Annotated in this window: 19 protein-coding genes; 16 read left to right on the top strand and 3 right to left on the bottom strand. The window is 67.1% G+C overall.

Annotated features, from left to right (window positions below):
* Positions 1–513: transposase (locus Q376_RS0106765; protein ID WP_211266610.1), on the top strand; the 513-nt coding region annotated here is incomplete at its 5' end.
* Positions 514–1018: 505 nt separating this feature from the next.
* On the opposite strand, the gene lexA is transcribed toward Q376_RS0106765, so the two are convergent.
* Positions 1019–1648: a transcriptional repressor LexA gene (lexA, locus tag Q376_RS0106760; protein WP_027349682.1), complete on the bottom strand. Its 630-nt coding sequence runs from the start codon at positions 1646–1648 to the stop codon at positions 1019–1021.
* 271 nt (positions 1649–1919) lie between these two features.
* Between lexA and nagZ the strand changes: the two genes are divergently transcribed.
* From nagZ to Q376_RS0106740, 4 genes are all read left to right on the top strand, one after another.
* A complete protein-coding gene (gene nagZ / locus Q376_RS0106755; protein ID WP_027349681.1) occupies positions 1920–2948 on the top strand; it encodes a beta-N-acetylhexosaminidase in 1029 nt (342 codons plus the stop codon).
* A 90-nt stretch (positions 2949–3038) separates the two neighbouring features.
* Complete coding sequence (locus tag Q376_RS0106750) at positions 3039–3575, top strand: hypoxanthine-guanine phosphoribosyltransferase (RefSeq protein ID WP_027349680.1); 537 nt, start codon at positions 3039–3041, stop codon at positions 3573–3575.
* 348 nt (positions 3576–3923) lie between these two features.
* Positions 3924–6587, top strand: a complete 2664-nt coding sequence (gene mprF / locus Q376_RS0106745; RefSeq protein ID WP_052365019.1) for a bifunctional lysylphosphatidylglycerol flippase/synthetase MprF — start codon at positions 3924–3926, stop codon at positions 6585–6587.
* A 1-nt stretch (position 6588) separates the two neighbouring features.
* On the top strand, positions 6589–7908 hold the full coding sequence (locus tag Q376_RS0106740; RefSeq protein ID WP_027349678.1) for an AcvB/VirJ family lysyl-phosphatidylglycerol hydrolase: 1320 nt from the start codon (positions 6589–6591) through the stop codon (positions 7906–7908).
* A 61-nt stretch (positions 7909–7969) separates the two neighbouring features.
* Here the strand turns inward: Q376_RS0106740 and mfd are convergent, their stop codons facing one another.
* Positions 7970–11455: a transcription-repair coupling factor gene (gene mfd, locus Q376_RS0106735; protein WP_027349677.1), complete on the bottom strand. Its 3486-nt coding sequence runs from the start codon at positions 11453–11455 to the stop codon at positions 7970–7972.
* A gap of 240 nt (positions 11456–11695) precedes the next feature.
* On the opposite strand from mfd, the gene Q376_RS0106730 reads away from it, so the two are divergent.
* Complete coding sequence (locus Q376_RS0106730; RefSeq protein ID WP_162177889.1) at positions 11696–12622, top strand: FAD:protein FMN transferase; 927 nt, start codon at positions 11696–11698, stop codon at positions 12620–12622.
* Between the two features lie 40 nt (positions 12623–12662).
* Positions 12663–14072, top strand: coding sequence for a Si-specific NAD(P)(+) transhydrogenase (sthA, locus tag Q376_RS0106725; protein ID WP_027349675.1), 1410 nt, complete (start codon positions 12663–12665; stop codon positions 14070–14072).
* A gap of 1 nt (position 14073) precedes the next feature.
* Here sthA and Q376_RS0106720 read toward each other — a convergent pair whose 3' ends face one another.
* On the bottom strand, positions 14074–14958 hold the full coding sequence (locus Q376_RS0106720; RefSeq protein WP_027349674.1) for a hypothetical protein: 885 nt from the start codon (positions 14956–14958) through the stop codon (positions 14074–14076).
* 422 nt (positions 14959–15380) lie between these two features.
* Between Q376_RS0106720 and Q376_RS0106715 the strand changes: the two genes are divergently transcribed.
* The 9 genes from Q376_RS0106715 (at position 15381) to murB (ending at position 25241) form a co-directional block, all read left to right on the top strand.
* On the top strand, positions 15381–16619 hold the full coding sequence (locus Q376_RS0106715) for a lipoprotein-releasing ABC transporter permease subunit (RefSeq protein ID WP_027349673.1): 1239 nt from the start codon (positions 15381–15383) through the stop codon (positions 16617–16619).
* Positions 16612–17292, top strand: coding sequence for an ABC transporter ATP-binding protein (locus tag Q376_RS0106710; protein ID WP_027349672.1), 681 nt, complete (start codon positions 16612–16614; stop codon positions 17290–17292). Before Q376_RS0106715 ends, Q376_RS0106710 begins: the two co-directional genes overlap by 8 nt.
* 147 nt (positions 17293–17439) lie before the next feature.
* Entirely contained in the window at positions 17440–19761 is a 2322-nt protein-coding gene (locus Q376_RS21660; RefSeq protein ID WP_081803433.1) for a DNA internalization-related competence protein ComEC/Rec2, read from the top strand.
* Between the two features lie 57 nt (positions 19762–19818).
* Entirely contained in the window at positions 19819–21567 is a 1749-nt protein-coding gene (msbA, locus tag Q376_RS0106700) for a lipid A export permease/ATP-binding protein MsbA (RefSeq protein WP_027349671.1), read from the top strand.
* On the top strand, positions 21564–22607 hold the full coding sequence (gene lpxK, locus Q376_RS21655; RefSeq protein WP_052365018.1) for a tetraacyldisaccharide 4'-kinase: 1044 nt from the start codon (positions 21564–21566) through the stop codon (positions 22605–22607). The genes msbA and lpxK overlap by 4 nt, the downstream gene beginning before the upstream one ends.
* Positions 22608–22659: 52 nt before the next feature.
* Positions 22660–22890 carry a Trm112 family protein gene (locus Q376_RS21650; RefSeq protein WP_052365017.1) on the top strand — a complete coding sequence of 77 codons (231 nt, stop codon included), beginning with the start codon at positions 22660–22662 and terminating at the stop codon, positions 22888–22890.
* Positions 22891–22900: 10 nt separating this feature from the next.
* Entirely contained in the window at positions 22901–23707 is an 807-nt protein-coding gene (gene kdsB / locus Q376_RS0106685; protein WP_043446541.1) for a 3-deoxy-manno-octulosonate cytidylyltransferase, read from the top strand.
* Positions 23704–24219, top strand: coding sequence for a low molecular weight protein-tyrosine-phosphatase (locus Q376_RS0106680; protein WP_043446538.1), 516 nt, complete (start codon positions 23704–23706; stop codon positions 24217–24219). The genes kdsB and Q376_RS0106680 overlap by 4 nt, the downstream gene beginning before the upstream one ends.
* Positions 24216–25241, top strand: coding sequence for a UDP-N-acetylmuramate dehydrogenase (gene murB, locus Q376_RS0106675; RefSeq protein ID WP_027349668.1), 1026 nt, complete (start codon positions 24216–24218; stop codon positions 25239–25241). The genes Q376_RS0106680 and murB overlap by 4 nt, the downstream gene beginning before the upstream one ends.
* Positions 25242–25249 lie beyond the last annotated feature (8 nt).

The following is a 25249-nucleotide window of genomic DNA, read 5'->3' as shown; positions in this document are numbered from 1 at the left end:
GAGCAGGATGCCTATCTCTGTCCAGAGCGACACGGGCTGATCTACGCCACCACCGACCGCCATGGTTATCGGCACTACCGCAGTGACCCTGCCATTTGTCGGCACTGCCCACGACTGACCTCCTGCACGAGAAGCGCCAATCACACCAAGCTGGTGACCCGGCACGTCTGGGAGGACGCCAAGGAGCGTATCGAGAGCCATCGGTTGAGCGACTATGGGCGAGGGCTCTACAAGCGACGAAAGGAGACGGTGGAGCGAAGCTTCGCCGATGCCAAACAGCTACACGGCCATCGCTACGCTCGGATGCGGGGACTGGCTCGGGTGAGAGAGCAGTGTCTGCTTGCCGCAGCCTGCCAAAACCTGAAGAAGATGGCCCTGGCGCGGATGCGCCGGCTATTTTCATCCATTTTTGGGGCCTGGAGCGTTGTTCAACGGCGCTGTGAGGCGGTGATAAGCGCCATGACCGTCATCTACCGATTCCCTGGATTTCTGCACGCAAAGTGGGTGGCTTGAACTGAAATGAAGAACCCTGCCTGTAAAAGCAGGGTTCGTCAGCAGTCTGAAGGGACGCCTCGGCGTCCCTTCAGATTAATGACAAACCCCTTTTAACCCAGCGACGCTCTCGATCCTGGCGAGTCGAGAACCGTTTGGGTCCTAACGCGCCTCTTGCTCGCTTAGATGCGAGGGGCGGACCCCTCGCGCTCCCCCTGAAAGGGGACGCGCCGCCACGAGATCGCGAAACCCTGGCCGATCAATCGCTTGCCCTCGGGTCGGCGCGCATGGACGTCTGACCGCCATGGATGGCGGGAATGCGGAAAATGCAGGAGCAGTTTTTCCGCCCTGTCCGGGCGCGCCTTTTGCGACATCCATGTCGCAAACCCCGGTGCAAGCGATTGCCGTCCAGCGCGCTCTCGGAGGCGGCTGGAAGCCATCGTGGCATCTTCAAATACTTTGTCAGCAGTCTGAAGGGACGCCTCGGCGCCCCTTTTGCATGCTGGTCGCTCGAGAATCGGGGTGCTCAGTGCAGCCCCTGGCCGCTGTCGCCGCGAATGATACCGACGCCGATACCCTCGATCTCGAGCTGCTCACGCTGCCCATCGACCTCGATCGGGGCGAAGTCGGGGTTTTCGGCGATCAGGCGGATACGGCCGCCGCTGCGCTCGAAGCGCTTCACCGTGACCTCCTCGCCGAGCCTCGCGACCACGATCTGACCGTTGCGCACTTCGCTGGTGCGATGGACCGCGAGCAGGTCGCCGTCGAGGATGCCGGCGTCGCGCATCGAAAGCCCCCGCACCCGCAGCAGGTAGTCGGCGCGAGGAGTGAAGTAGTCCGCCGGTAGCGGGCAGTAGCGATCGACGTGCTCGGCGGCGAGGATCGGGCTGCCGGCTGCGACCTGCCCGATCACCGCGAGCCCGCGCTCTTCCGCGGGGGGGGCGGAGAGTACGCGGATGCCGCGCGAAGCGCCGGGAATCATCTCGATCACTCCCTTGCGCTTGAGCGCCTTGAGATGCTCTTCCGCGGCGTTGGCCGAGCGGAACCCCAGCGCGCGGGCGATCTCGGCGCGGGTCGGCGGGTAGCCATGGCTGGCCAGGGTCTCGTTGATGAAATCGAGCACGTCTTGCTGACGCTGGGTGAGGGGCTTGGTCATTGCATCGGGCCTGTGATGGCGTCTATGGACTGTGATTGTATCCAGTATATTCGCCGGCGCAAGCGAGAGGGCGATAATTTTGTGTCGGCACAAGCGCTTAGCGCTATTTTCCTGGCTGTTCGGGAGTCAGGTAGCCGGCTCGATCACCTGGAGTGGGCAGTGGGGACGTGCCGCTTCGATGTACGCCGCCGGTGGCAGCACCTAGAATGGTCAGGGTCCTCGCCGCGACCAGCTAGTCAATCCTTCTCGCGGCCCCGACCCGGAGAAACGCATGTCCGCCCAACTTGGCCCAGTGATGCTCGATCTCGCCTCGATGGCGCTCGACGACGAGGAGCGCGAGTTGCTCATGCACCCCGCCGTCGGCGGGGTGATCCTTTTCACCCGCAACCTTGAATCGCCCGCCCAGGCGCGCGCCCTGTGCGAGTCGATTCGCGAACTGCGCCCGCAGCTTTTGATCGCGGTGGATCACGAAGGAGGGCGCGTCCAGCGGCTGCGCACCGGGGTCACCCGGCTGCCGCCGATGGCGGCGTTCGACCGCCTGCATGCCGAGGCGCCCGAGTCCACGCTCGCGCTGTTGCGCGATACCGGCTGGCTGATGGGGCTGGAACTCGCGGCCTGCGGGTTCGATTTCTCCTTCGCACCGGTGCTCGACGTCGATGACGACCGCTGCCCGGCGATCGGTGACCGCGCCTTCTCGGCCGACCCCGAGCGGGTCGCGCTGCTGGCCGGGGCGCTGGTCGATGGGCTCGACGAAGCCGGTATGGTGGCGCTCGGCAAGCACTACCCTGGCCATGGCGGTGTCGACGTCGACTCGCACCACGAGCTGCCGGTCGACCCTCGGCCGTTCGAAGCGCTGCGCGCCCACGACCTGGTGCCGTTCGAGCGGCTATCCCCGCGCCTCGGTGGCGTGATGCCGTCGCATGTCCGCTATACCGCGTTCGACGACCAGCCGGCGGGCTTCTCGGTCCGCTGGCTCGAGTATCTGCGCAGCGAGCTCGGTTTCCGCGGCGCGGTGCTTTCGGACGATCTCGGCATGCAGGGCGCGCATTTCGCTGGTTCTCCCGCCGATCGCGCGCGGCGCGCGCTGGAAGCAGGCTGCGATATGGTGCTGATCTGCAATGACCGTGCCGCGGCGCTGGCGGTGCTCGAAGCGGTCAGCTACGATCCGGTGCGCTCGCGGCGACTCAATGCTCTGCGTTACGATCATCCCCGCCCCGATCTAGGCTCCGTCGACGCGCTCGGCCGCTGGCGTACCACCCACGTGCGGCTCGAACAGCTCGCCGAAGAGCATGGCTACTGAGCCAGCCACTCAATCGACAACCCGATACGACTCCCATTGGACAAGATGCCCGACACTGCCCCTTTCGATCCTCAACGTCATCGTCTCGACATGCAGGCCTTGATGGATCAGGCCGATTGCCTGGTCACCCTCGATGAGATCGAGCACGCGCTCGATCAGATGGCCGCCGAGATAGGCGAGCGCCTCGGCGACGAGCTGCCGCTGTTCTTCTGCATCATGAACGGCGGCTTGATCACCACCGGGCATCTGCTCACCCGGCTCGGCTTCCCGCTCGAGATCGACTACATGCACGCCACCCGCTATCGCGGCGGCCTGCGCGGTGGCGAGCTGTTCTGGCGGGTGTCGCCGGAGCGGCCGATGGTCGGTCGTCATGTGGTGATCGTCGACGACATCCTCGACGAGGGCGCGACGCTCGCGGCGATCATCAACCATTGCGAGAAGGCCGGTGCCGCCAGTGTCTCCACCGCGGTGCTAGTCGAAAAGCGCCACGACCGCAAAGCGGTGCCGGGGCTGCGGGCCGATTTCTGCGGCCTCGAGGTCGAGGATCGCTATGTGTTCGGCTTCGGCATGGATTACCAGGGCTACTGGCGCAACGCACCGGGTATCTTCGCGCCCAAGGGACTCTAAGCCCAAGGGTGGGGGCGCCGGGCCCAGGCGGGCTGGTGGCGCGGGCAAGAGAGCGGCTGCCCGTTGCCAGCCTGCGGCGAGCTGGTCGGATTTCCCCCGAGTGAACGGGAGTGCTGAGGCTACGTTCGACCTCCGGGGCGGGGTTCGCTGATCGGTGTCGCCTCATAATCGCGCCGATGGCGAACTTCTGACCTTTCCCCGCGTCTACATTAGCGCTATCGTCTGGCCCCGCCGGGGGCGCCTCCTCGCTCGCACCTCGGCTGGCATCGAGGAGATCATGTTGCTACCGAGTTCGTCCTGGCTTCGACGCGCATCCTCGCGCGCCTGCGGCGATGGAAACATCTGCGAATGACTGATCAGATCGAGCGTGATGGATCGTCGCGACCCGCGGACGCTCCTGGATCTTCCCCTGTCGCCAGACGGGCCCACTCGGTCCTCCCATGGCGCCTGATCGAGCGAGTCACCGCCTACCGGCAGTCGATCGGAATATTCTTCACTTTGCTGGTCTTCGTCGTCGCGCTGGCGGTTTGCTGGCACATGCTCGAAGAGGTCAATCCCGAGCTCCTGAGAGGTGCGATCTACAGCGTGCCGATCAGCGCCGTGCTGCTTTCGCTGATCGCCGCCTCGGCCAGCTACGTGATGCTGCTCGGCTACGAATGGTCGGCGGCGCGCTATGCGGGGGTGCGCCTGCCGCCCGCGGCGTTGGTCGCAGGCGGTGCCTGCGCCTCGGCGATCGGCAATGCGATCGGGCTATCGATGCTCTCCGGTGGCGCGGTGCGCTGCCGGCTCTACTTTCGCCATGGCCTCGGCACCGTCGAGGTGGCGAGGATGTCGGTATTCGTAAGCCTAGCGCTCGGTTTCGCCTTGCCGCCGCTGGCGGCCGCCGCGGCGCTGCTCGACCTCAACGCGGCCTCGCGGGCGCTGCGGCTGCCGACGCCGATGGTGGTGGCGATAGCCTCTGGGGTGTTCGCGCTCTATGCGTTGGTGATCGCGATCCTCTGGTGGCAGCGCCTGCCGGAGCGGCCGACGCCGGATTCGCGCTTGTTCCGTTTAGGACCATGGTCATGGCGGCTACCCGGGATCAGGCTCTCGCTGCTGCAGCTGGTGATCACCCTGCTGGATGTGATCTTCGCCGCGACCGTGCTCTATCTGCTGCTGCCCAGCTCGCCGCCGTTCAGCACCTTCTTGCTGGTCTACCTGCTCGCGCTCGCCGCTGGCGTGCTCAGCCACGTGCCCGGTGGCATCGGGGTGTTCGAGGCGATCATCCTCGCGGCCTTCGCCAGCGAGGTGGGCGCGGCGCCCCTGACCGCGGCGCTGCTGCTCTACCGGGCGATCTACGTACTGCTCCCGCTGATCCTCGCCTGTCTCACCCTGCTGCTCAGCGAAGGGCGCCGCTACCTGCCGGCACGCTCGACCATGCGCACGGCCTCGGGGCTGGCGGCACCGGTGCTTTCGCTGCTGGTGTTCTTCTCAGGCGTGGTGCTGCTGTTCTCGGGGGTCACGCCGGAATTCGGCTCGCGGCTCGAGACGCTCGGCTTCTTCCTGCCGCATCGACTGATCGACGCTTCGCACTTCGCCGCCAGTTTGATCGGGGTGCTCTGCCTGCTGCTGGCGCGCGGGCTGCGTCGACGGCTCTCGGCCGCCTGGGCACTGACGCTGGCGCTGCTTTTGATCTCCAGCGTGCTGTCGCTGCTCAAAGGGCTGGCCTTCGCCGAGGCGGCGGTGACGATGGGCACTGCGCTGCTGCTGGTGGTGTTTCGCGACGCTTTCTATCGTCGCAGTCGGCTCCTGGCGCTGCCGATCTCAGCGCGCTACCTCGCCGCGAGCTTTTGCGTGGTGCTTGCCTCGGTGTGGCTGATGTTCTTCGTCTACCAGGACGTGCCCTACCGCAACGAGCTGTGGTGGCAGTTCGCCCTGGATGCCGAGGTGCCGCGGGCGCTGCGCGCGGTGCTCGGCAGCAGCGTGCTGCTCGGGGTGATCGCGCTGGGCTGGCTGATGCGTCCGCACCCTCAGGCATTGAGCATGCCGACCAAGGACGAGCTGGAGGAGGCGCTGGCGATCGTCAAGCGCTCCTCCCAGCCCGAGGGCGGGCTGGTGATGAGCGGCGACAAGGCGCTGATGTTCAACGACGCGCGCAGCGCGTTTTTGATGTACAGCCGCCGCGGGCGCAGCATGGTCGCGCTGTTCGACCCGATCGGCGAGCCCCTCGATCGCGCCGGGCTGATCTGGACCTTCCGCGATCTATGCGACGAGCACGGCTCGCGTCCGGTGTTCTACCAGGTCCGGGCGGAGAACCTGCCTTACTACATGGACATCGGGCTGACCGCGGTCAAGCTCGGCGAGGAGGCGCTGGTCGATCTCGATGGGTTCGATCTCGATGCCAAGCAGAAGAAGGACCTGCGCTATACCTGGAACCGTGCTCAGCGAGATGGGCTCGCGCTCGAGGTGTTCGAGGCCGGCGAAGCACCGCTCGATCAGCTAGCGCCGATTTCAGCGGCCTGGCTCGAGACCCGGCGGGTGCGCGAGAAGGGCTTTTCGCTGGGCTGCTTCGACCCCGACTACCTGCGCCATTTCCGCATCGCGGTGATCCGCCACGACGGCCGCATCGTCGCCTTCGCCAACCTGCTCGAGACCGAACGTGGCGAGACCGCGAGCATCGATCTGATGCGTTCGCTGCCCGAGGCGCCGAAGTCGACCATGGAGTTTTTGATGATCGGCCTGATCCTGCGCTGCAAGGCCCAGGGGATGCGCCACTTCAGCCTCGGGATGGTGCCGCTGGCCGGGTTGCAGCCTCGCCGTGGCGCACCGATGACCCAGCGCCTCGGTGCGATGATCTTCCGACGCGGCGAGCAGTTCTACAATTTCCAGGGGCTCAAGCGGTTCAAGGACAAGTTCGACCCGCACTGGGAGCCTCGCTACATGGCGGTGCCGGCGGGTCTGGACCCGTTGGTGGCGCTGACCGATACCGCCGCGTTGATCGCCGGCGGCTTCACTGGACTGGTGAAGCGTTGAGATGAGTAGAGCACGACGAATTGGCCGCCGCACAGTGCTGGTCCGGGGGCTATGGGGACTGGCGGCATTGGCGGTGGCGATGGGGGCGGTGGGCTATTGGTGGCTCGAGCGTCCGCCGCCCCAGGCCAGTGTCGAGGTCCGCACGCTGGAGGATGGTGCGCGGCTGGTAGTGGCGAACCCCCCTGGTGAGGCCACTGCGAGGGTCGTGGTCGCCGCCACCGCGCGCGAGCGGCTCGATCCTGCGCGGCTCGAAAGTCTGGCCGAGCGCACCGATGCCAGCTTGGTCGAGTTCGAGCTGATACCCGATGGCAGCTGCGCCGACCAGCGCCGGCGCTTCGCTCAGGCCAGCGAAGCGCTGGGCGGCGAGCCGACGGTGGTGGTCGGGATCGGCCCCGCGGCGACCTTCGCCTACCGCTGGCTCGCAGAGCAGCGCAGCGACTCATCCCGCGCGCTCTCCGTCGGACTCGACGTCGAGCATGGCGATTGCCCGGAGCCGCTGCCGGCTCAGGCGCCCCACGGGGTGTGGAACATCGTCTGGAACAATGGCGTCGAGGATGCCACGGGGCTGTTCGTGCGCGGTCTCGAGCATACCCAGGTACGCACCACCATCGGCGACTACGCCGCCGATCTCCCGACCCTGGCCGCTGAGCAGCTGCAGGCGATGCTGATCGGTGCGCGGGCGGACCTGCCGGTGATCGAGCTGCCTCCCGCCCAGGTCGAGGGCGGCAGCGGCGCGCGTGCCGACACGGTGACGCTCTACTATTCGGGAGACGGCGGCTGGCGCGACCTCGACAAGGTCACCGGCGAGTACCTCGCCGCCCACGGCTACCCGGTAGTGGGCGTCGATACGCTGAAGCTGTTCTGGCAGCACAGGAGCCCCGAGCAGAGCGCGGCGGATCTCGCCGAACTGATGCAGCGCTATCGGGAGAAGTGGGGCGCGCGGCACTTCGTGCTCGCCGGCTACTCGTTCGGCGCCGACATCATGCCGGCGCTCTACAACCGGCTCTCCGCCGAGGACCAGGCGGCGGTCTCGTCGCTCATCCTGATCGCTTTCTCCGACACCGCCGACTTCGAGATCGCGGTCGAGGGCTGGCTCGGTGCCAAGGGCAGCGAAACCAGAACCGGCCCGGAGCTCTCAAGGATCGCGCCGGACAAGATCGCCTGCATCTTCGGCGAGGAGGAAGCGGACGAAAGCGGCTGCAACCAGCCTGGCGCGGTGGGCGAGAAGATCGGCCTGCCGGGAGGGCATCACTTTGACCAGGACTACGACCGCCTTGCCCAGGTGATGATCGCCGCGATCGACAAGCGCCGCGCTCAGTAGCCGGGGCTTGTCGTCGAGCAGGGCGCCCTGGGGCGCCCTTTTTGCACTGCGCGTCGGCCGTTCAGGCGGCTTCGACCCGGCTGCGGTCGAGTCGTTCGAGCAGTGCCTCGATCTGCTTGAAGCGCTGCTCGACGTCCTCCATCTGCGCCTGGATGCGCAGGGTCTGGGCGCCGTCGAGGCGATAGCGCTCGGGTTCGCGCTGGATCAGGGTGACCAGGGCCATCGGGTCGACACTCGGACGGTCGCCGAAGATCAGCCGGCCACGCTCGGGTCCGGCCTCGATGCGCGCAACGCCGAGACGCTCGGCGAGCGGCTTGAGCCGCGCCTGGCGGAACAGGTGCTTGACCGGCTCGGGGAGAATGCCGAAGCGGTCGATCATCTCGACCTGCAGTTCGCGCAGCTCCGCATCGAGGCGTGCGTTACTGATCCGCTTGTACATCACCAGGCGCTGCTGCACGTCGGGAAGATAGTCGTCGGGAATCAGCGCTGCGACGCCGAGGTTGATCTCGACGCCCTGGGTGATCGGCGCATCGAGGTTCGGCGTCTTGCCGGCGCGGATCGCTTTCACCGCGCGGTCGAGCATCTCCATGTAGAGCCCGTAGCCGATCGTCTCGATCTGGCCGCTCTGCTCCTCGCCGAGCAGCTCGCCTGCGCCGCGGATCTCGAGATCGTGACTGGCGAGGTTGAAGCCCGCCCCCAACGCATCGGACTGGCTGATCGCTTCGAGCCGCTTGGTCGCGTCGCTGGTGATCTGGCGCGGCGGCGGGGTGAGCAGGTAGGCATAGGCCTGGTGGTGGGAGCGACCGACCCTGCCGCGCAGCTGATGCAGCTGGGCGAGGCCGAATTTGTCGGCGCGCTCGATCACGATGGTGTTGGCGCTCGGCACGTCGATGCCGGTCTCGATGATGGTGGAGCAGACCAGTACGTTGAAGCGCTTGTGGTAGAAGTCGCTCATCACCCGCTCCAGCGCGCGCTCGGCGAGCTGGCCGTGGGCGATGCCGACCCGTGCGTCGGGTACCAGCTCGCGCAGCTTCTCGGCGGTGGCCTCGATGGTCTTGACCTCGTTGTGCAGGTAGTAGACCTGGCCGCCGCGCAGGATCTCGCGCAGGATCGCCTCCTTGAGCACCGACTCGTCGCGCTGCTGGACGAAGGTCTTGACCGACAGCCTGCGCGCCGGCGGGGTGCTGATGATCGACAGGTCGCGCATGCCGCTCATCGCCATCGACAGCGTGCGCGGAATCGGCGTGGCGGTCATGGTGAGCACGTCGACCTCGGCGCGCATCGCCTTCAGCCGTTCCTTCTGGCTGACCCCGAAGCGGTGCTCTTCGTCGATGATCACCAGGCCGAGGTTGGCGAACTCGACGTTGCGCCCGAGCAGCTTGTGGGTGCCGATGACGATGTCGGCCTGGCCTTCGCGCAGCCGCTCGATCGCTTTGTCGTGGGCCTTGCCGCTGTTGAAGCGCGACAGCAGCTCGATCGAGATCGCGGTCTCGGCGAAGCGGTCGCGGAAGTTCTCGAAGTGCTGCTGCGCCAGCAGGGTGGTCGGCACCAGCACCGCGACCTGACGGCCGGAGTTGACCGCGAGGAAGGCGGCGCGCATCGCGACCTCGGTCTTGCCGAAGCCCACGTCTCCGCAGATCACCCGATCCATCGGCCGTGGCGAGGTCATGTCCTCGATCACCGCTTGGATCGCGACTCGTTGGTCGGGCGTCTCCTCGAACGGGAAAGTGGCGGTGAAGCGCTGGTACTGTTCGTCAGGTGGCTGGCAGGCGAAACCTTCGCGGGCCTCACGCCGGGCATAGACGTCGAGCAGTTCGGCGGCGGTATCGCGGATCTTCTCCGCGGCGCGCTTGCGCGCTTTTTCCCACTGGTCGCTGCCGAGCTTGTTGAGCGGCGCGTGCTCGTCGCTCGCGCCGTTGTAGCGGGAGATCTGATCGAGCGCGTCGATCGGCACGTAGAGCTTGGCGCCGTCGGCGTACTCGAGGGCGAGGAACTCGGCCTGCTGGCCGCCGGCCTCGATCCGCTCGAGCCCGAGATAGCGCCCGACCCCATGGGCGCGATGGACCACCGGCGAGCCGGCGCGCAGCTCGGAGAGATGACGGATCATCAATTCGTCGTCGTCGGTGGCGCGGACCTGCTGCCGGCGGCGCTGGCGGACGATATCGCCGAACAGCTCGTTCTCGGTGACGATCGCCACCCGCTCGTGCTCGAGGCGCACGCCGCTCTCGATGGCGCCGAAGGTGATCATCACCGGCTGGTCGGCGTCGAGGAACGCCTGCCAGCTCTCGGCCTCGGCGAGGCGCAGCCGCAGCGGCGCGAGGGTCTCCTCGAGCGACTCCTGGCGGCCGCGAGTCTCGGCGACGAACAGGATGCGCTCTCCGGCGTCGAGGCTGGTCTGCAGGAAGCCTTCCAACGCGCGCAGCGGCTTGGCGCTGCGCGCGTCGATCGCCACCTGCGGGATCGGCCCGGTGGCGAACGCCACCGCGTGAGGATGCGCTTCGCGCTCGAGCTGCACCCTCGGGTGGCGCTTGATCTCGGCGAACAGCGCCTCGACCGGGATGAACGCGCGGTGCGGCGGCAGCAAGGGCCTGGTCGGGTCGACGCCGAGGTTGTCGAACCGCGACACGATCGAGTACCAGTGGTGCTCGGCGGCCTCGAACACGCCGGGGGCGAGGGCGAGGCGCAGCCCGTCACCGAAGTGCTCGAACAAACTCGAGGTCCGCTCGAAGAACAGCGGCAGGTACTGCTCGAGCCCGGGCGAGGGGATGCCCGCCAGGGCGTCGACGTACAGCGGCGAGCGGCGTGGGTCGATGTCGAACAGGGTCTCGAAGCCTTCGCGGAAGCGGGCGATCGCCTCCGGGGTGAGCGGATACTCGTGTGCCGGCAGCAGCTCGATCTCCTCGATCTTGTCGAGCGAACGCTGGCTCTCGGGGTCGAAGGTGCGAAGGGTATCGACCTCGTCGTCGAACAGATCGATGCGCAGCGGTGCCCGCGAGCCGACCGGGTAGAGGTCGATCAGCGCGCCGCGGAAGGCGTACTCGCCGGGCTCGAACACCGTCTCCACCGCGCGATAGCCGCTACGGCTGAGCTGTTCGCGAAACCGCTCGCGTTCGAAGCGATCGCCCACCGCCAGGCGCATCGCCTGCACCGCCACGTAGTCCGGCGGTGGCAGTCGTTGCATCAGGGTATTGACCGGCACCAGTACGATCGATGCGTCGCCGCGATGCAGGTTCCTCAGCGTGCGCAGCCGCATCGAGACGATGTCCCGATGGGGCGAGAAGCTGTCGTAGGGCAGCGTTTCCCAGTCCGGAAAGGAGAGGATCGTCTGTTCCGGGCTGGCGAAGAAACCTATCGCTGCCTCCAGGCGCTGGGCGGCTGCGGTGTCCTGGGTGATCACCAGCAGCGGCGTTTTCTCCTCGGCGGCGAGGCGTGCAAGGGCCAGCGCGTCCGCGGCGCCATCGGGAAGCTGCCAGAAGCGGGTCTCCCTCGCGTTGCGGGGCGGGGGAGGCGTCAGGGGCGATACGAGAGCGGATGAAGAGTCGGGCATGGACGTTGTCGAGACGGCCTTTTTTCTCGTGGGTGTCAGCCCGCGCCGCGATGGCGGCGCAAAGGCGAGCGGACGGGGCGCCTGGCGGGCGCGCCCGCGGACGGCAAGACACTATACCGCCGGCAAGGGTAAATGTACTCCCCCGCGCTCGCCGACGCTGGACAAGCTGGCGCCGCTGACGGCAGGCTGTGGCCCGGAGCTCGCTTGCGCGAGCGCTCGCGGGTGGAGGCGGGACGATCGATGAGGTATCCGATGAGGGCTGCGCGGGCGTTGATCCTGCTTGCCATGATCACGCTGCTCGGCGTGATCGCGCTGTTGGTGGCGATGCTGTGGCCTGCGTCCAACAGCGAGCCTGGGCTGAGGTTCAGCGGGGTCTCCGACGGCGGCGGCTATCGGCTAGTGATTCCCGGCCGCTACACGCCGGAGCAGGCCGAGCGGCTCAAGCATTTGATCGGTGCGCGACTCGAGGAGGTCGACGAGCGCTTCTCGCCTAAGCGCACCGATAGCGAGGTGAGCCACTTGGCTCGCGCTCCGTTCGGCGAGGCGGTACCGATCAGTGCCGGCTTGGCGGGCGTGATCGGCGCGCTCTACGCTGCCAGGGAGCTGAGCGGTGGCGCTTACGCCGCCTTGTCGCCTACCCCGCTGAGCGCATGGTGGCAGCCGCAGTCGCCAGCGCTCGAGTGGGTCGATCGCTTCGTTTGGCATCCCCCAGGCCCAAGTGCCCTGCTATCGTTCGATGATCGAGCGCTGCCTTTCGCCCCGGCTCGCCTGGCGGTCGAACGGTTGATCGGTGGGATTGGCGCCGATGCGCTCGCCGATGCGCTCGACGGCGCAGGCGTGGAGCGCTACCGGATCGAAGTGCAGGGCACCGTGCGGGTACGCGGCGGCCCGTGGCCATTCGCGCTCGACGGGGCCGACTTGCTCTCGCTCGACCAGGCGGCGGTGGCCTGGGCCCAGGGCGCGGACGGCACGCAGTGGCTGGTGGTCGCACAGCGAGCACAGGCCGCCCGGCTCACCGCCGATATCCTCGCGGCCCTCGATGCGCAATCCGCCTTCGCACTGGCGCAGCGGCATGGCTGGGCCGTGCGCAGCGTGAATGAAGCGGGGCGAGTCCGGGTCAGCAGCGCGTTCGATCGAATCGAAGTCGAGCAGCCAACGATGCACTGATGCGCTCAGCACTCTCAAGCGACCAACAGCGAGGCGTGAGATGACAGTATTCAGCTACGACGTGGTGGTGATCGGGACCGGGCCCGCCGGGGAGAGTGCGGCGCTCAACGCCGCCAAGCACGGCAAGCGGGTCGCGGTGGTCGAGCGTCGTCCGGTGGTCGGGGGCAATTGCACCCATAACGGCACGATTCCCTCCAAGACGCTGCGCCACGCGGTGAAGCAGATCGTCGACTTCAACACCGGGCGATTGTTTCGCGAGGTCGGCGAGCCGCGGGTCTTCCCGGTGCCCAAGGTGCTCGAAAGCTCGCGCCGGGTGATCGAGGAGCAGGTCGAGATGCGTACCCAGTTCTATGCCCGCAACCGGATCGACGTGCATTGTGGCCACGCCCGCTTCAAGGATGCCAACACCCTGGTGATCGACCCGCATGACGAGGAGGGCAGCGTTACGCTCAAGTTCGCCAGTGCGGTGATCGCCACCGGCTCACGACCCTACCGGCCCGCGGACATCGACTTCGACCATCCGCGGATCTACTGCGCGGACAAGATCCTCACCCTCGAGCACACCCCGCGAAGCCTGATCATCTACGGCGCTGGCGTGATCGGCTGCGAGTATGCGTCGATCTTCTCCGGGCTCGGGGTCCGGGTCGAACTGATCGACAACCGCGATCGGCTGCTGTCGTTTCTCGATGACGAGATCAGCGATGCGCTCTCCTACCATCTGCCCAGCAGCCACGGCGTGCTGGTTCGCCACAAGGAGGAGTACGAGCGGATCGAGACCGACGACCGTGGCGTGGTGCTCTACCTGCGTTCCGGCAAGCGGCTGCGCGCCGATGCGCTGATGTGGGCCAACGGTCGTACCGGCAATACGGACGATCTGGGCCTCGATGCGATCGGGCTCAAGCCCAACTCGCGCGGCCAGCTCTCGGTCGACGACCACTACCGCACCGAGATCGAGCACATCTACGCCGCCGGTGACGTGATCGGCTGGCCCAGTCTCGCCAGCGCGGCCTACGGGCAGGGTCGCTCGGCCTCCGCCGATCTGCTCGAGAGCCCGCAGTTCAAGCTGGTCGACGATATTCCGACCGGCATCTACACCATCCCCGAGATCAGCTCGCTCGGCCACACCGAGCGCGAACTGACCGACCAGCGCAGGCCCTACGAGGTGGGTGTCGCGATGTTCAAGGAAACCGCGCGAGCGCAGATCACCGGCGATACCGTCGGCATGCTCAAACTGCTGTTCGATCCCGAGAGCCACGAGATTCTCGGTATTCACTGCTTCGGCGACCAGGCATCGGAGATCGTCCACATCGGCCAGGCGATCATGAACCAGCCCGTCGGGGCCAATACCATCGACTACTTCGTCAACACGACCTTCAATTACCCGACCATGGCCGAAGCCTATCGTACCGCCGCGCTCAACGGCCTCAATCGGGTCGAAGGGCTGATCTGAGTCAAGCCCCGCGATAGCGATGGATCCGCAGGCTCGGCAGGTAGGGCTCGTCCTCGAGCCGGGCATCGCGCCGCCGCGCACGGGAGCGCTCCGCCGGCGGGCTGGCGGGCGGCAGGTTGTGATCGGGCAGCCGAGGGCTGCGCTCGCGCTCGCCCGGTGGCAGCACCAGCGGCAGGGCGACGTTCATCGCCTGGCGGGTATGGCCGTCTTCGAGCGGTTCGCGAAAGAACAAGTTGGCGCGCATCACCGGTGCCTGGTGCTGCACTTGGGCGAGTATCTCTGTGCTGGGCAGTGCGGCGAGGCGCTGGTACTGGATTCTAACGTGCGGCGCATCGAGATCGAGGCGCTTGAGCCGCTCCTCGGCCTCGGCGACGCTGAGCCGCTTGATCGAGCGGCCATTCGAGTACCAGGCCATCCGCACCCTGGCGACCGGGGCCGCGGCGAGGGGCATGCGGCGCCAGCACTGCTTGAGGTGCAAACGCGCCATCCCTCGGCCCTTGAGATGATCGTGGAGCAGCGGATGGCGAAACGGTAGCGTCGCCTTGATCTCGGCGATCATCCCGGGAGCCTGGGCCTTGATCTGCTTGATCAAGGCACCGAAGGCGTCCTTGCGTGCATTCACGGCCTCGACCCGCTGCAGCAGCGCTGCGTCCGCGGCGATCAGCCCCACATAGCTGCGCGTCGCGCGGCCGTCCTGCCCATCCTGGTACCAGAAGTCGGTGAGCGCCGCGCGCAGCCACGCCTCGGGGCTCTGCGTCGGTTCCAGCTGCCAGCTCGGCAGTCCGGCGCTGGCGAAGGCGGCGGCGAGTTCGAGGCTCTGCTCGATCAGATGATCGAATGCGTGTTCCAGCTCGGCGAGCAGGCGGTACTCAGGGGTAAGGGGCATGGTGGCTCTCCCGATGCGTTCGTATACCGTTATCTCATGCATCTGGGCGGTCGACAACCGGCGGCTTCGACCGGCGCTGGTCCGGTCCAGCCGCTTGCGTTGGTCGCCTGCGTGGCGCGCGCAGAGCAAGGCCAGGGGAGCGCTGGTTTCGCCCGGCAGTGCCTGGCTTGATTGAAATCGTCTATCGGGATTCCGGGCAACCGATGCATGGTGGAGAAAAAGTTCGTACCATGGGCGCCCTTCGACGTCGGGTGCGTGCGTCGCGCACCGGGGACGTGGGCGCTGAACGCTTCGATCCTACGCTGGTCGAAGTCCGAGCACTGCGCGTCGCATCGATGCTCTCCCGCTCGCCGTCACCGCGGCCGGGTGGGGCGCTGGATGCAGCGCGCGGTCGACCGAGCCTTTCCCAGGAATCAACACGCATGCTGGATCGCATTCCTTTTCTGATTGGGCTTCGCTATACGCGAGCCAAACGGCGCAACCACTTCATCTCGTTCATCTCGATGACTTCGATGCTCGGCCTCACCCTCGGGGTGGCGGTGCTGATCCTGGTGCTATCGGTGATGAACGGTTTCGATCATGAGCTGCGCTCGCGGGTGCTCGGCATGGTGCCGCACACCAAGATCGAGCAGCAGGGCGGGGTCCAGGACTGGCAGGCTTTCTCCCGCCAGCTCGAGCAGTATCCCCACGTGATCGCCTCGGCGCCCTACGTCGAGCAGCAGGGTATGTTCACCTCGCGGGGGCGCAACTCCGGTGCCCAGGTCACCGGGATCGATCCGGCGCTCGAGCCCAAGGTCTCGATCGTCGCCAACCACATGGTCCAGGGCGATCTCGACGATCTGCAGCCGGGCAGCTGGAACGTGGTGCTGGGCGAGCTGCTCGCTCGCTCGCTCGGCGTCGGCGTCGGCGACCGGGTGACCCTGCTGGTGCCGGAGGCATCGATCACCCCTGGCGGCGTATTCCCTCGCCTGCGTGCGTTCACCGTCAGTGGCATCTTCAGCGTCGGTGCCCAGCTCGACGGCAGCCTGGCCTATGCCAATCTCCAGGACATGCAGGCCCTGGCGCGGCTCGATGCGCCCCAAGGCATCCGCTTGCAGCTCGACGATCTGTTCCAGGCCCACCGGGTGACCCAGCAGATCATCGACCAGCTGCCCTACGGATTCCGGGGAATGGACTGGACCTATACCCAGGGCAACCTGTTCCAGGCGATCCAGATGGAGAAGCACCTGATCGGCCTGCTGCTGACGGTGATCGTCGCGGTGGCGGCGTTCAACATCGTCTCCACCCTGGTGATGGTGGTCACCGACAAGCGCGCCGATATCGCCATCCTGCGCACCCTCGGGGCGACGCCCAGGACGATCATGGGGATCTTCGTGGTCCAAGGGTTGACCATCGGGCTGGTCGGTATCCTGCTTGGCCTGGTGTTCGGCGTGCTGCTGGCGCTGTCGATCTCGGAGATCATCGCCTGGGTGCAGAACGTCTTCGGTATCCAGTTCCTCGATCCCAACGTCTACTTCATCAGCTACCTGCCTTCGCGCATCGAACTCTCCGATCTCGGCGTGATCGTTGGCGTGGCGTTCGTACTGAGTTTCCTGTCCACGCTGTATCCGGCCTGGCGCGCATCCCGCGTGCAGCCGGCGGAGGTGCTGCGCTATGAGTGAGCTGATGCTCGAATGCCGCGACCTGTCCCGGGTCTATCGGGAAGGGCCGCAGGATCTCACCGTGCTCTCGGAGCTCGAGCTCAGGGTCAACGCCGGTGAGCGGGTGGCGATCATCGGCAGCTCCGGCTCCGGCAAGACCACGCTGCTCAACCTGCTCGGTGGGCTGGATACCCCCTCCAGCGGTGAGGTGCGCGTAGCCGGGACGTCGCTCGCGTCGCTCGGCGAGGCCGAGCTCGGTCGCTTTCGCAATCGCCATATCGGCTTCGTCTACCAGTTTCACCATCTGCTCGCTGAGTTCACCGCGCTTGAGAACATCGCCATGCCGCTGGTGATCCGCGGGCAGACGCGCCGCGAGGCGAGGGTCAGGGCCGAGCAGCTGCTCGAGCGAGTGGGCATGGCATCGCGCGGCGAGCACAAGCCCGGCGAGCTCTCCGGCGGCGAGCGCCAGCGCGTGGCGATCGCCCGCTCCTTGGTCACCGATCCGAGCCTCGTGCTGATGGACGAGCCGACCGGCAACCTGGACCAGACCACCGCCGGGCGAATCCTCGACATGCTCGACGAGATCGCAAGCCAGAGCCGCTGCGCCTTCGTGATCGTCACCCACGATCCGTTGATCGCCTCTCACCAGGATCGCGTCCTGCGTCTCGACGGTGGCAAGTTGAACCCGCAGTGATCGCCTGGCGGGCTACGTGTGCCCGATCCTGCCCTTGGCCGACCAACGCCGCCCCTGACCGGGGCGGCGTTCGCGTTCCAGGCTATGGGCTCAATCCCGCGCCTGCGGTGCCGTTGAATCGAGCATCGGATCGCGACGGGAGGCGCAATGTGGGCGCGGATGGGGGCCGCGGGCGCGACGCTGTCGATCCTCGCCGGCGCGGCGCTCGGCATCGGCATCGAGGATGGACGCTGGACGTCACTCGCTTGGAGTGGACTGCTCGCATCGCTGCTGTGCGCCTTGGTCCTTCTTCCCTGGCGCTGGAGCTTGATGCTGGCGCTCTTCACGCTGTCGCTGGCCCATGGCTTGAGCGCGGCCGATCGCCGCCTGCTGGAGGGGCTCGCCCAGCAGACCCTCGTGCTCGAGGGACGCATCGTCGAGCTCGAGTGGCGGGAGGATGGCAGTGCGCGTCTCGAGCTGGTGCTCGACAGCTGCGCGCCCATCGATTCCTCTCTGCCTGGCTGTAACCGAGTCTCCCGGGTACGCCTGAGCTGGTTCGCACCGCCCGAGCTGGCGGTGGGCGAGCGCTGGCGGGTGAGTGCGCGCCTGCGTCCGGCTCACGGCTTGGCCAACCCCGACGCTTTCGACTATGGCGCCTGGTTGATGCGTCAGTCGATCGGTGCGACCGGCGGTGTGCGGGCGGCGCCGAGTGCCGAGCGACTCGCCGCGCCGCGCGCCTCGGCCCGCGCTTGGCTTGAGCGCACGGTGGCGGCGCACATCGAGGCGCCGGCCGCGCTGCGCTGGGCCCGAGGCCTGGTGCTCGGCGACGCCAGCGCGTTCGGCCCATCGGACTGGTCGATGCTCAACGATACCGGCACTACTCACTTGGTGGTGGTCTCCGGCATGCACGTTGGGATGGTCTCGCTTTGGGTACTGGGTGTCGCTCGGTTGGCGGCCAGGCTTTTCTCCCCGGGGCGTTGGCGGCAGGCCCGCTGGCCTTGGCTGCTGGCGCTGGGGGTATCGTTTGGCTACGTCGCGCTTTCCGGCTTCGGTCCGCCAGCGACGAGGGCCTGGGTGATGGCGGTCGCGGTAGCCTGGGCGGCGAGCGGGCAACATGCTTTCGCTTCCTTCACCGGCTGGTGGCTGGCGCTCGGCTTGCTGGTGCTGGTCGACCCGTTGGTGATCCTCCGGCCGGGCCTGTGGCTTTCGTTCATCGCCGTCGCCGCATTGCTGATCGGCTGGCGCTGGCGACGCAGGCGTAGCGGTCCACTTGCGCTTGTGCATACGCAACTCACCCTGGGCATACTGCTCGACGGCGCGGCGCTGTTCTCCTTCGGACGGCTTGCGCCGCTGTCGCTACCGCTCAATCTGGTGGCGATCCCGTGGGTCACGATGGTACTGATGCCGCTTGGCCTGCTGGGCACCCTCTGCGCGCTGTTGCCCTCGGTCGAACCTGCCAGAACGATCTGGCGGTTGTTCTCGCTCGCCGTGGCGGCCTTCGAGGGATTGCTCGCCCTGGCCGCCGGGGCGGCACCGGGGTGGGAGCCGCCGGCCACGAGGGTGTTACCGCTCGCGGCTCTGATGGTCGGGATCGGGACGGTCTGGCTGCTGCCTGGGTTCTCGCTGCGCTGGCGGCTGGTGGTGAGCATCGCGCTGTCGCCCCTGCTGCTGGCTCCGCTGAAGTCGCCGCAGCTGCCGGAAGGCGCTTTTCGGCTCACCCTCTATGATGTCGGCCAGGGACAGCTTGCGGAGATCGAGACCCGCACCCATCGGATGCTCTATGACGCAGGCCCACGTACCTTTGGCGGTTTCGTCGCCCTGGAGCGGCTGTGGCCGCCAGGGCGGCGATTCGATCTGGCGGTGATCAGCCACGCCGATCTCGACCATGCCGGTGGAGTGGCCGCGCTGCTCGACCGGCACCGGGTCGACCGCTGGCGCGCACCGTTGATCGAAAGCTTGCGTTTGCCGCCGCCGGTGGCAGCGACGCTTGCCTTCTCCGCTTGTCGTGCCGGTGAGGCGTGGCGCTGGGACGGGGTGACCTTCCGCTTTCTCTGGCCGCCTGTCGCGGAGCCATTGAGTAGCGAAGAGAACCAGCGCTCCTGCGTGCTGTCGGTTGAAGGTGAGGGCGGCCGTGTGCTGCTGCTCGGCGATATCGACCAGCGGATCGAGCACCGATTGCTGCCGATGCTTTCCGCACACCTGGTCGCGATGGTCAGCGCCCATCACGGCAGTGCGAGTTCTTCCGCGCGGGCGCTGCTGTTGCGTGCTCGTCCGCAGCACGTGCTGCACAGCGCGGGTTACTTCAACGCCTTCAGGCATCCCGCCGATGCCGCGGTGAGAAGGATCGACGAATGGGCGGGATGTCAGTGGAACACCGCCATCGACGGTGCGCTCAGGCTCACCGTCGGTGCCGGCGGCGGCAGGGTGGAGGCCGAGCGAAGCCCGCGCGGTGTCGGCCCCGAATGTGTTGGGGTATCATCCAGCCCCTGAATGGAGCGACACGACCGACCGATCGCCGTGGCGGTCGCAAGACCCTGGGAGAGACTCTTGGATCAAACTTCTAGCTGGGCGCTCTATCGCCGTCTGCTTACCTATGTGAAGCCGCTTTGGAAGGGATTCGCGCTTTCGCTGCTGGGCTATGCGATCTATGCGGCTTCCAGTACCTGGATCGCGGACATGATGCGCAGGCTCGTCGACGGCATCCAGAATCCGTCAGCGGATTTTCGCTACCTGCTGCCGCTGTTCATCATCTGCATGTTCGCGCTGCGGGGCGTGGGTACCTTCCTCGGCACTTACTGCATGGACTACGTCGCCCGCAAGGTGGTCCACGAGCTACGCGTCGACGTATTCCGCAACATGCTCAAGCTGCCGGGGCGCTTCTTCGACCAGCACTCGAGCGGACACCTGCTGTCGCGGGTCACCTATCACGTCGAGCAGGTCACCGGGGCTGCGACCAAGGCGCTCACGGTGATCATGCAGGAGGGCTTGTTCGTGATCGGTCTGACCAGCTACCTGCTCTGGACCAACTGGCGACTGACCCTGGTGTTTCTTGCCATCACGCCGCTGATCGGTCTGGTGGTCAACTACGCCGGTCGCCGGTTCCGGCGCCTTTCCCGGCGCATCCAGCGTTCGGTGGGCGAGGTCACCCACGTCGCTTCCGAGGTGCTCACCGGCTACCGCGTGGTGCGCACCCATGGCGCCGAGGAGCACGAGTATCAGCGCTTTCGCGCGGTCAGCGAGTACAACCGCCAGCAGAGCATGAAGGAGGCGCTGACCCGCGCGGTCAGTGCGCCGGTGATCCAGACCCTGGTCGCGGTCGCGCTGGCCTTCCTGGTCTGGCTCGCGATGGCGCCGGGACTGATTCGCGAGATGACGCCGGGGCAGTTCGTCGCCTTCATCACCGCCGCGGCGATGATGGCCAAACCGGTCAAGTCGCTGTCCGAGATCAACGGCATGATCCAGAAGGGGCTCGCCGCTGCGCAGGAGCTGTTCGACATTCTCGACCGACCGAAGGAGGCCGATCAGGGCAGCTACGATCCGGGTCGCGTCCAAGGCCGGGTGCGCTTCGAACACGTCGGCTTTCGCTATGAAGAGGATGGCCAGCAGGTGCTCGAGGACATCGATTTCGACGTCGAGCCTGGCGAGATGATCGCGCTGGTCGGACGCTCGGGCAGCGGCAAGAGCACGCTGATCAACCTGCTGCCGCGCTTCTACCACCCCACCGAAGGGCGGCTGCTGCTCGATGGGATGCCGGTCGAGGACTACAGTCTCGCTGCGCTGCGTCGCCAGCTGTCGCTGGTCAACCAGCAGGTGACCCTGTTCAATGCCAGCATCGCCGACAACATCGCCTACGGGATCGATCATCCCGATCGCGAGGCGATCGTCGCCGCGGCCAAGGCCGCCTATGCCGACGAGTTCATCTCACGTCTGCCGAAGGGCTACGACACCTTGATCGGCGACAATGGATTGATGCTCTCCGGTGGCCAGCGCCAGCGTCTGGCCATCGCGCGGGCGATCTTCCGCGACGCGCCGATCCTGATCCTCGACGAGGCGACCTCGGCGCTGGACACTGAGTCCGAGCGTTTCATCCAGAAAGCGCTCGAGACCGTCTGCCAGGGACGCACCACCTTCGTCATCGCCCACCGGCTCTCGACCATCGAGAAGGCCGATCGGATCATGGTGCTCGACCACGGCCGGCTGATCGAGAGCGGCACCCACCGCGAGCTGCTCGCGCTCGATGGTGCCTACGCAGCGTTGCATCGGATCCAGTTCAACGAGGAGCGGGTCGAGGCATGAGCCTTGGCTCGCGATTCGAGCAGGGTTGGTACCAGGGCGCTCGCTGGACGGCGTGGCTCACCCCGCTCGAGTATCTCTACCGCAAGGTGGTGGCCAAACGCCGGGCGCGCTACCGCGCCAGCCCTTCGAGCCGCTACCGGGCGCCGGTGCCGGTGATCGTGGTAGGCAATCTCACCGTCGGTGGCACCGGCAAGTCGCCGCTGGTCGCCTGGCTGGTCGAGCTGCTGCGCGAGGAGGGCTGGCGCCCCGGGATCGTTTCGCGTGGCTATGGAGGCAGGGCCGAGGTGTATCCGCTGCGGGTCGAGGCCGATACCGACCCCCGCCTCGCCGGCGACGAACCGGTCATGCTGGCGCGCCAGACCGGGGCGCCGCTGGCGGTGGCGCCGAGGCGTGCGAGCGCGGTGGCCATGCTGGTCGAGGATGGCTGCGATATCGTGGTCAGTGATGACGGCTTGCAGCACTATGCGCTCGAGCGTGATCTCGAACTGGTGGTGGTCGATGGCGCCCGCGGTTTCGGCAACGGTCGCTGCCTGCCGGCGGGGCCGCTGCGCGAGCCGCTGGCGCGGCTCGATGAGGTCGATGCGGTACTGGTCAATGGCGAGCCGGCCGTGCCGATACCGGTGGGTTTTCATCGCGCGCGGTTGGCCCCGGTCGCTTTTCGCCGCCTGAGCGACGATGCCCGCCTGCCGCTTGAACCCTTGCCCTTCTCCGTGCCGGTCCACGCACTCGCCGGTATCGGCAATCCCGGGCGCTTCTTCGCCAGCCTCGAGGCATTGGGTATCGAATGTCGTCGCCACCCCTTCGCCGACCACCACCGTTTTACCCCGGAGGATCTCGACTTCGGCGATGATCTGCCGCGAGTGATGACCGCCAAGGACGCAGTGAAGTGTCGTGCGTTCGCCGACTCGGGCTGCTGGGCGCTGGACGTCGAGCTGCAGCCGGAGCCGGCGTTCGCCGAGATGCTGCGCGATCGTCTCAAGACGCTGGGCCCGCCTTCCCATGGCCGAGCTGGGGTCGGCGCCGTCGTCGGTTTACCATGACGATACGAGCCCACCGTTCGTTCAAACGTTCGTTCAAAGAAGGAATTCAACGATGGACAAGGAGCTGCTGGCGATGCTGGTTTGCCCACAAAGCCAAGGCAAGCTGGAATACGACCGCGAGCGAGAGGAGTTGATCTGCCGCGAGAGCGGTTTGGCCTATCCGATCCGCGATGGCATCCCCGTGATGCTGGTCGAGGAGGCGCGCTTGCTCGAGGTCGAGGAGAAGCTTGGCAAGCCGCGTCTTGAGCCGCCTGCGCTGGGCGTGGACCAGCCGCGTGGGTGAGGAGGCCGCGATGGACGAGCCGCTGTTCGAACGAGGATTCTGGGTGGTGATTCCGGCACGCTTCGCCTCGGCCCGGCTGCCGGGCAAGCCGCTGGTCGAGATCGCCGGCATGCCGATGATCGAGCACGTCTGGCGCCGGGCCTGTGCCTCGAGCGCCCACCGGGTAGTGATCGCGACCGACGATGAGCGCATCGAGCGAGTCGCGCGCGACTTCGGCGCCGAGGTGATGCTGACCTCGCCGGATCACGAGAACGGCACCTCGCGCCTGGCCGAGGTGGCCGAGCGGTTCGAGCTGCCGGCCGACACCCGGGTGGTCAACGTCCAGGGCGATGAGCCACTGCTGCCGTCGACGCTGATAGACCTGGTCGCCGAGAGCCTGTTGGCCAACCCGGAGGCGTCGATCGCGACCCTCGCGGAGCCGATCAGCGACCCCGAGACCCTGGCGCGCGCAAGCGTGGTCAAGGTGGTGCGCGACCACTCGGGCCGGGCGCTCTACTTCTCCCGCGCGCCGATTCCCTGGCAGCGCGAGAGCTGGGGTGACGAAGGACCCAGGGCGCTCGACTCCCTGCCGACGCCGGAGAGATTCGATGCCGGCTGGCTGCGCCACATCGGGCTCTATGGCTATCGGGTCGGTTTCCTTCAGCGCTACGCCGGTTGGCCGCCCGCACCGATAGAGCAGCTCGAGCAGCTGGAACAGCTGCGCGCGCTCTACTACGGCCACCGTATCCAGGTCGAGGTCACGCCGGTCGAGTATCCGGCCGGTATCGATACTCCCGAGGATCTCGCCCGGGTACGGCGCCTGCTGGAGGGGCGATGAGCGTGCTGCAGCCTCACGGTGCCGCCGAGGTGGGCGTGCTGTTCGTCTGCCTGGGCAACATCTGCCGCTCACCGACGGCCGAGGGCGTGTTTCGCCATCGGCTCGCACAGCGTGGGCTGTCTTCCCGGGTGGCGGTCGATTCATGCGGTACCGGCGACTATCACCGCGGCGAGCCGCCGGACGCGCGCGCACGTCGTGAGGCGCGAGCCCGCGGCATGCCGATCGACGATCTTCGCGCCAGGGGGCTGACCCAGCGCGACTTCGCCCGCTTCGACTATCTGCTGGCGATGGACCGCACCAATCTCGATACGCTGAAGCGCCTCGCCCCGGCGGACTTCACCGGGCGCATCGCGCTGCTGCTCGACTTCGCGGCCGAGCATCGAGGCGGAGAGATTCCCGATCCCTATTTCGGCGCCGACGACGGCTTCGGCCGGGCGTTCGAGCTCATCGAGGCGGGATGCGCGGGGCTGATCGCCGAGCTCTGCTCTCGGTTTGGATGGCGGCAAGCTTGAAGATCATTGCCAACGCGCCGCTCGACGCGGCCAATACCCTCGGTTTTTCCGCCATCGCCGAACGGCTGGTACGGCCGGCCGACCTCGCTGAGCTGCGTGGCTCGCTGGCGCTTGCGCGTCGCTCCGGCTGGCCCGTGACCCTGCTCGGCGGTGGCAGCAACGTGGTGCTCTTCCCCCATTTGGAAGGACTGGTCGTGATCCCGAGCGGCGCCCGCCGCTGGTTCGAGATCGAAGGCGAGGAAGCGCGGCTGCATGTGGAGGCCGGGGTAGACTGGCCGACGCTGGTGGAGGAGGTCGCACGAGCCGGCTGGTGGGGCCTTGAGAACCTGGCGCTGATTCCCGGGCACGCGGGCGCTGCCCCGGTGCAGAACATCGGTGCCTATGGCGTCGAGCTCGCCGACTGTCTCGAGGCGGTCCATGTGGTCGATCTGGCCGACGGTCGCTATCGGGTGATGGCGCGCGACGCCTGTGGTTTCGGCTATCGCGAGAGTCGATTCAAGGGCGAGTTGAGCGGGCGGGTGGCCATCGTCCGGCTGGTGCTGAGAGTGTCGCGAAAGGTCCGGCCGAAGCTTGGCTATGGCGATCTGGCCGAGCGGGCGGCTGGTGCCGTCCACCCTCTACAGGTGGCGGAGGCGGTCAGCGCGATTCGCCGTGAGAAGCTGCCCGATCCCGCCCGTCTCGCCAATGCCGGCAGCTTCTTCAAGAATCCAGTGGTCTCGCTCGCGCAGGCCGAGCGGCTGCGCGCCGAATATCCCCAGCTGCCCTGCTACCCCGCGCAAGGGGGAGTCAAGCTCGCTGCCGGCTGGCTGATCGAGCAGTGCGGTTTCAAAGGCATGCGCAGCGCAGCGTTCGGCGTGCACGATCGCCAGGCACTGGTGCTGGTGCACTTCGGCGGCGGCGAGGCCTGCGAACTGATCGCCTTCGCCGAGCGGATATCCGGCGAGGTGGAGCGCCGCTTCGGAGTCAGGCTCGAGCCCGAACCGCGCAGGCTGGGGCAGGAGGTTTCCTCCGGGCTGGTCTAGTCGACGGT

The sequence above is a fragment of the Halotalea alkalilenta DSM 17697 genome (assembly GCF_000621205.1).
In the GTDB taxonomy this organism is placed as follows: Bacteria; Pseudomonadota; Gammaproteobacteria; order Pseudomonadales; family Halomonadaceae; genus Halotalea; species Halotalea alkalilenta.
The sequence above is the reverse complement of the archived record's forward strand: the minus strand, read 5'-3'. Positions and strand labels throughout refer to the sequence as shown.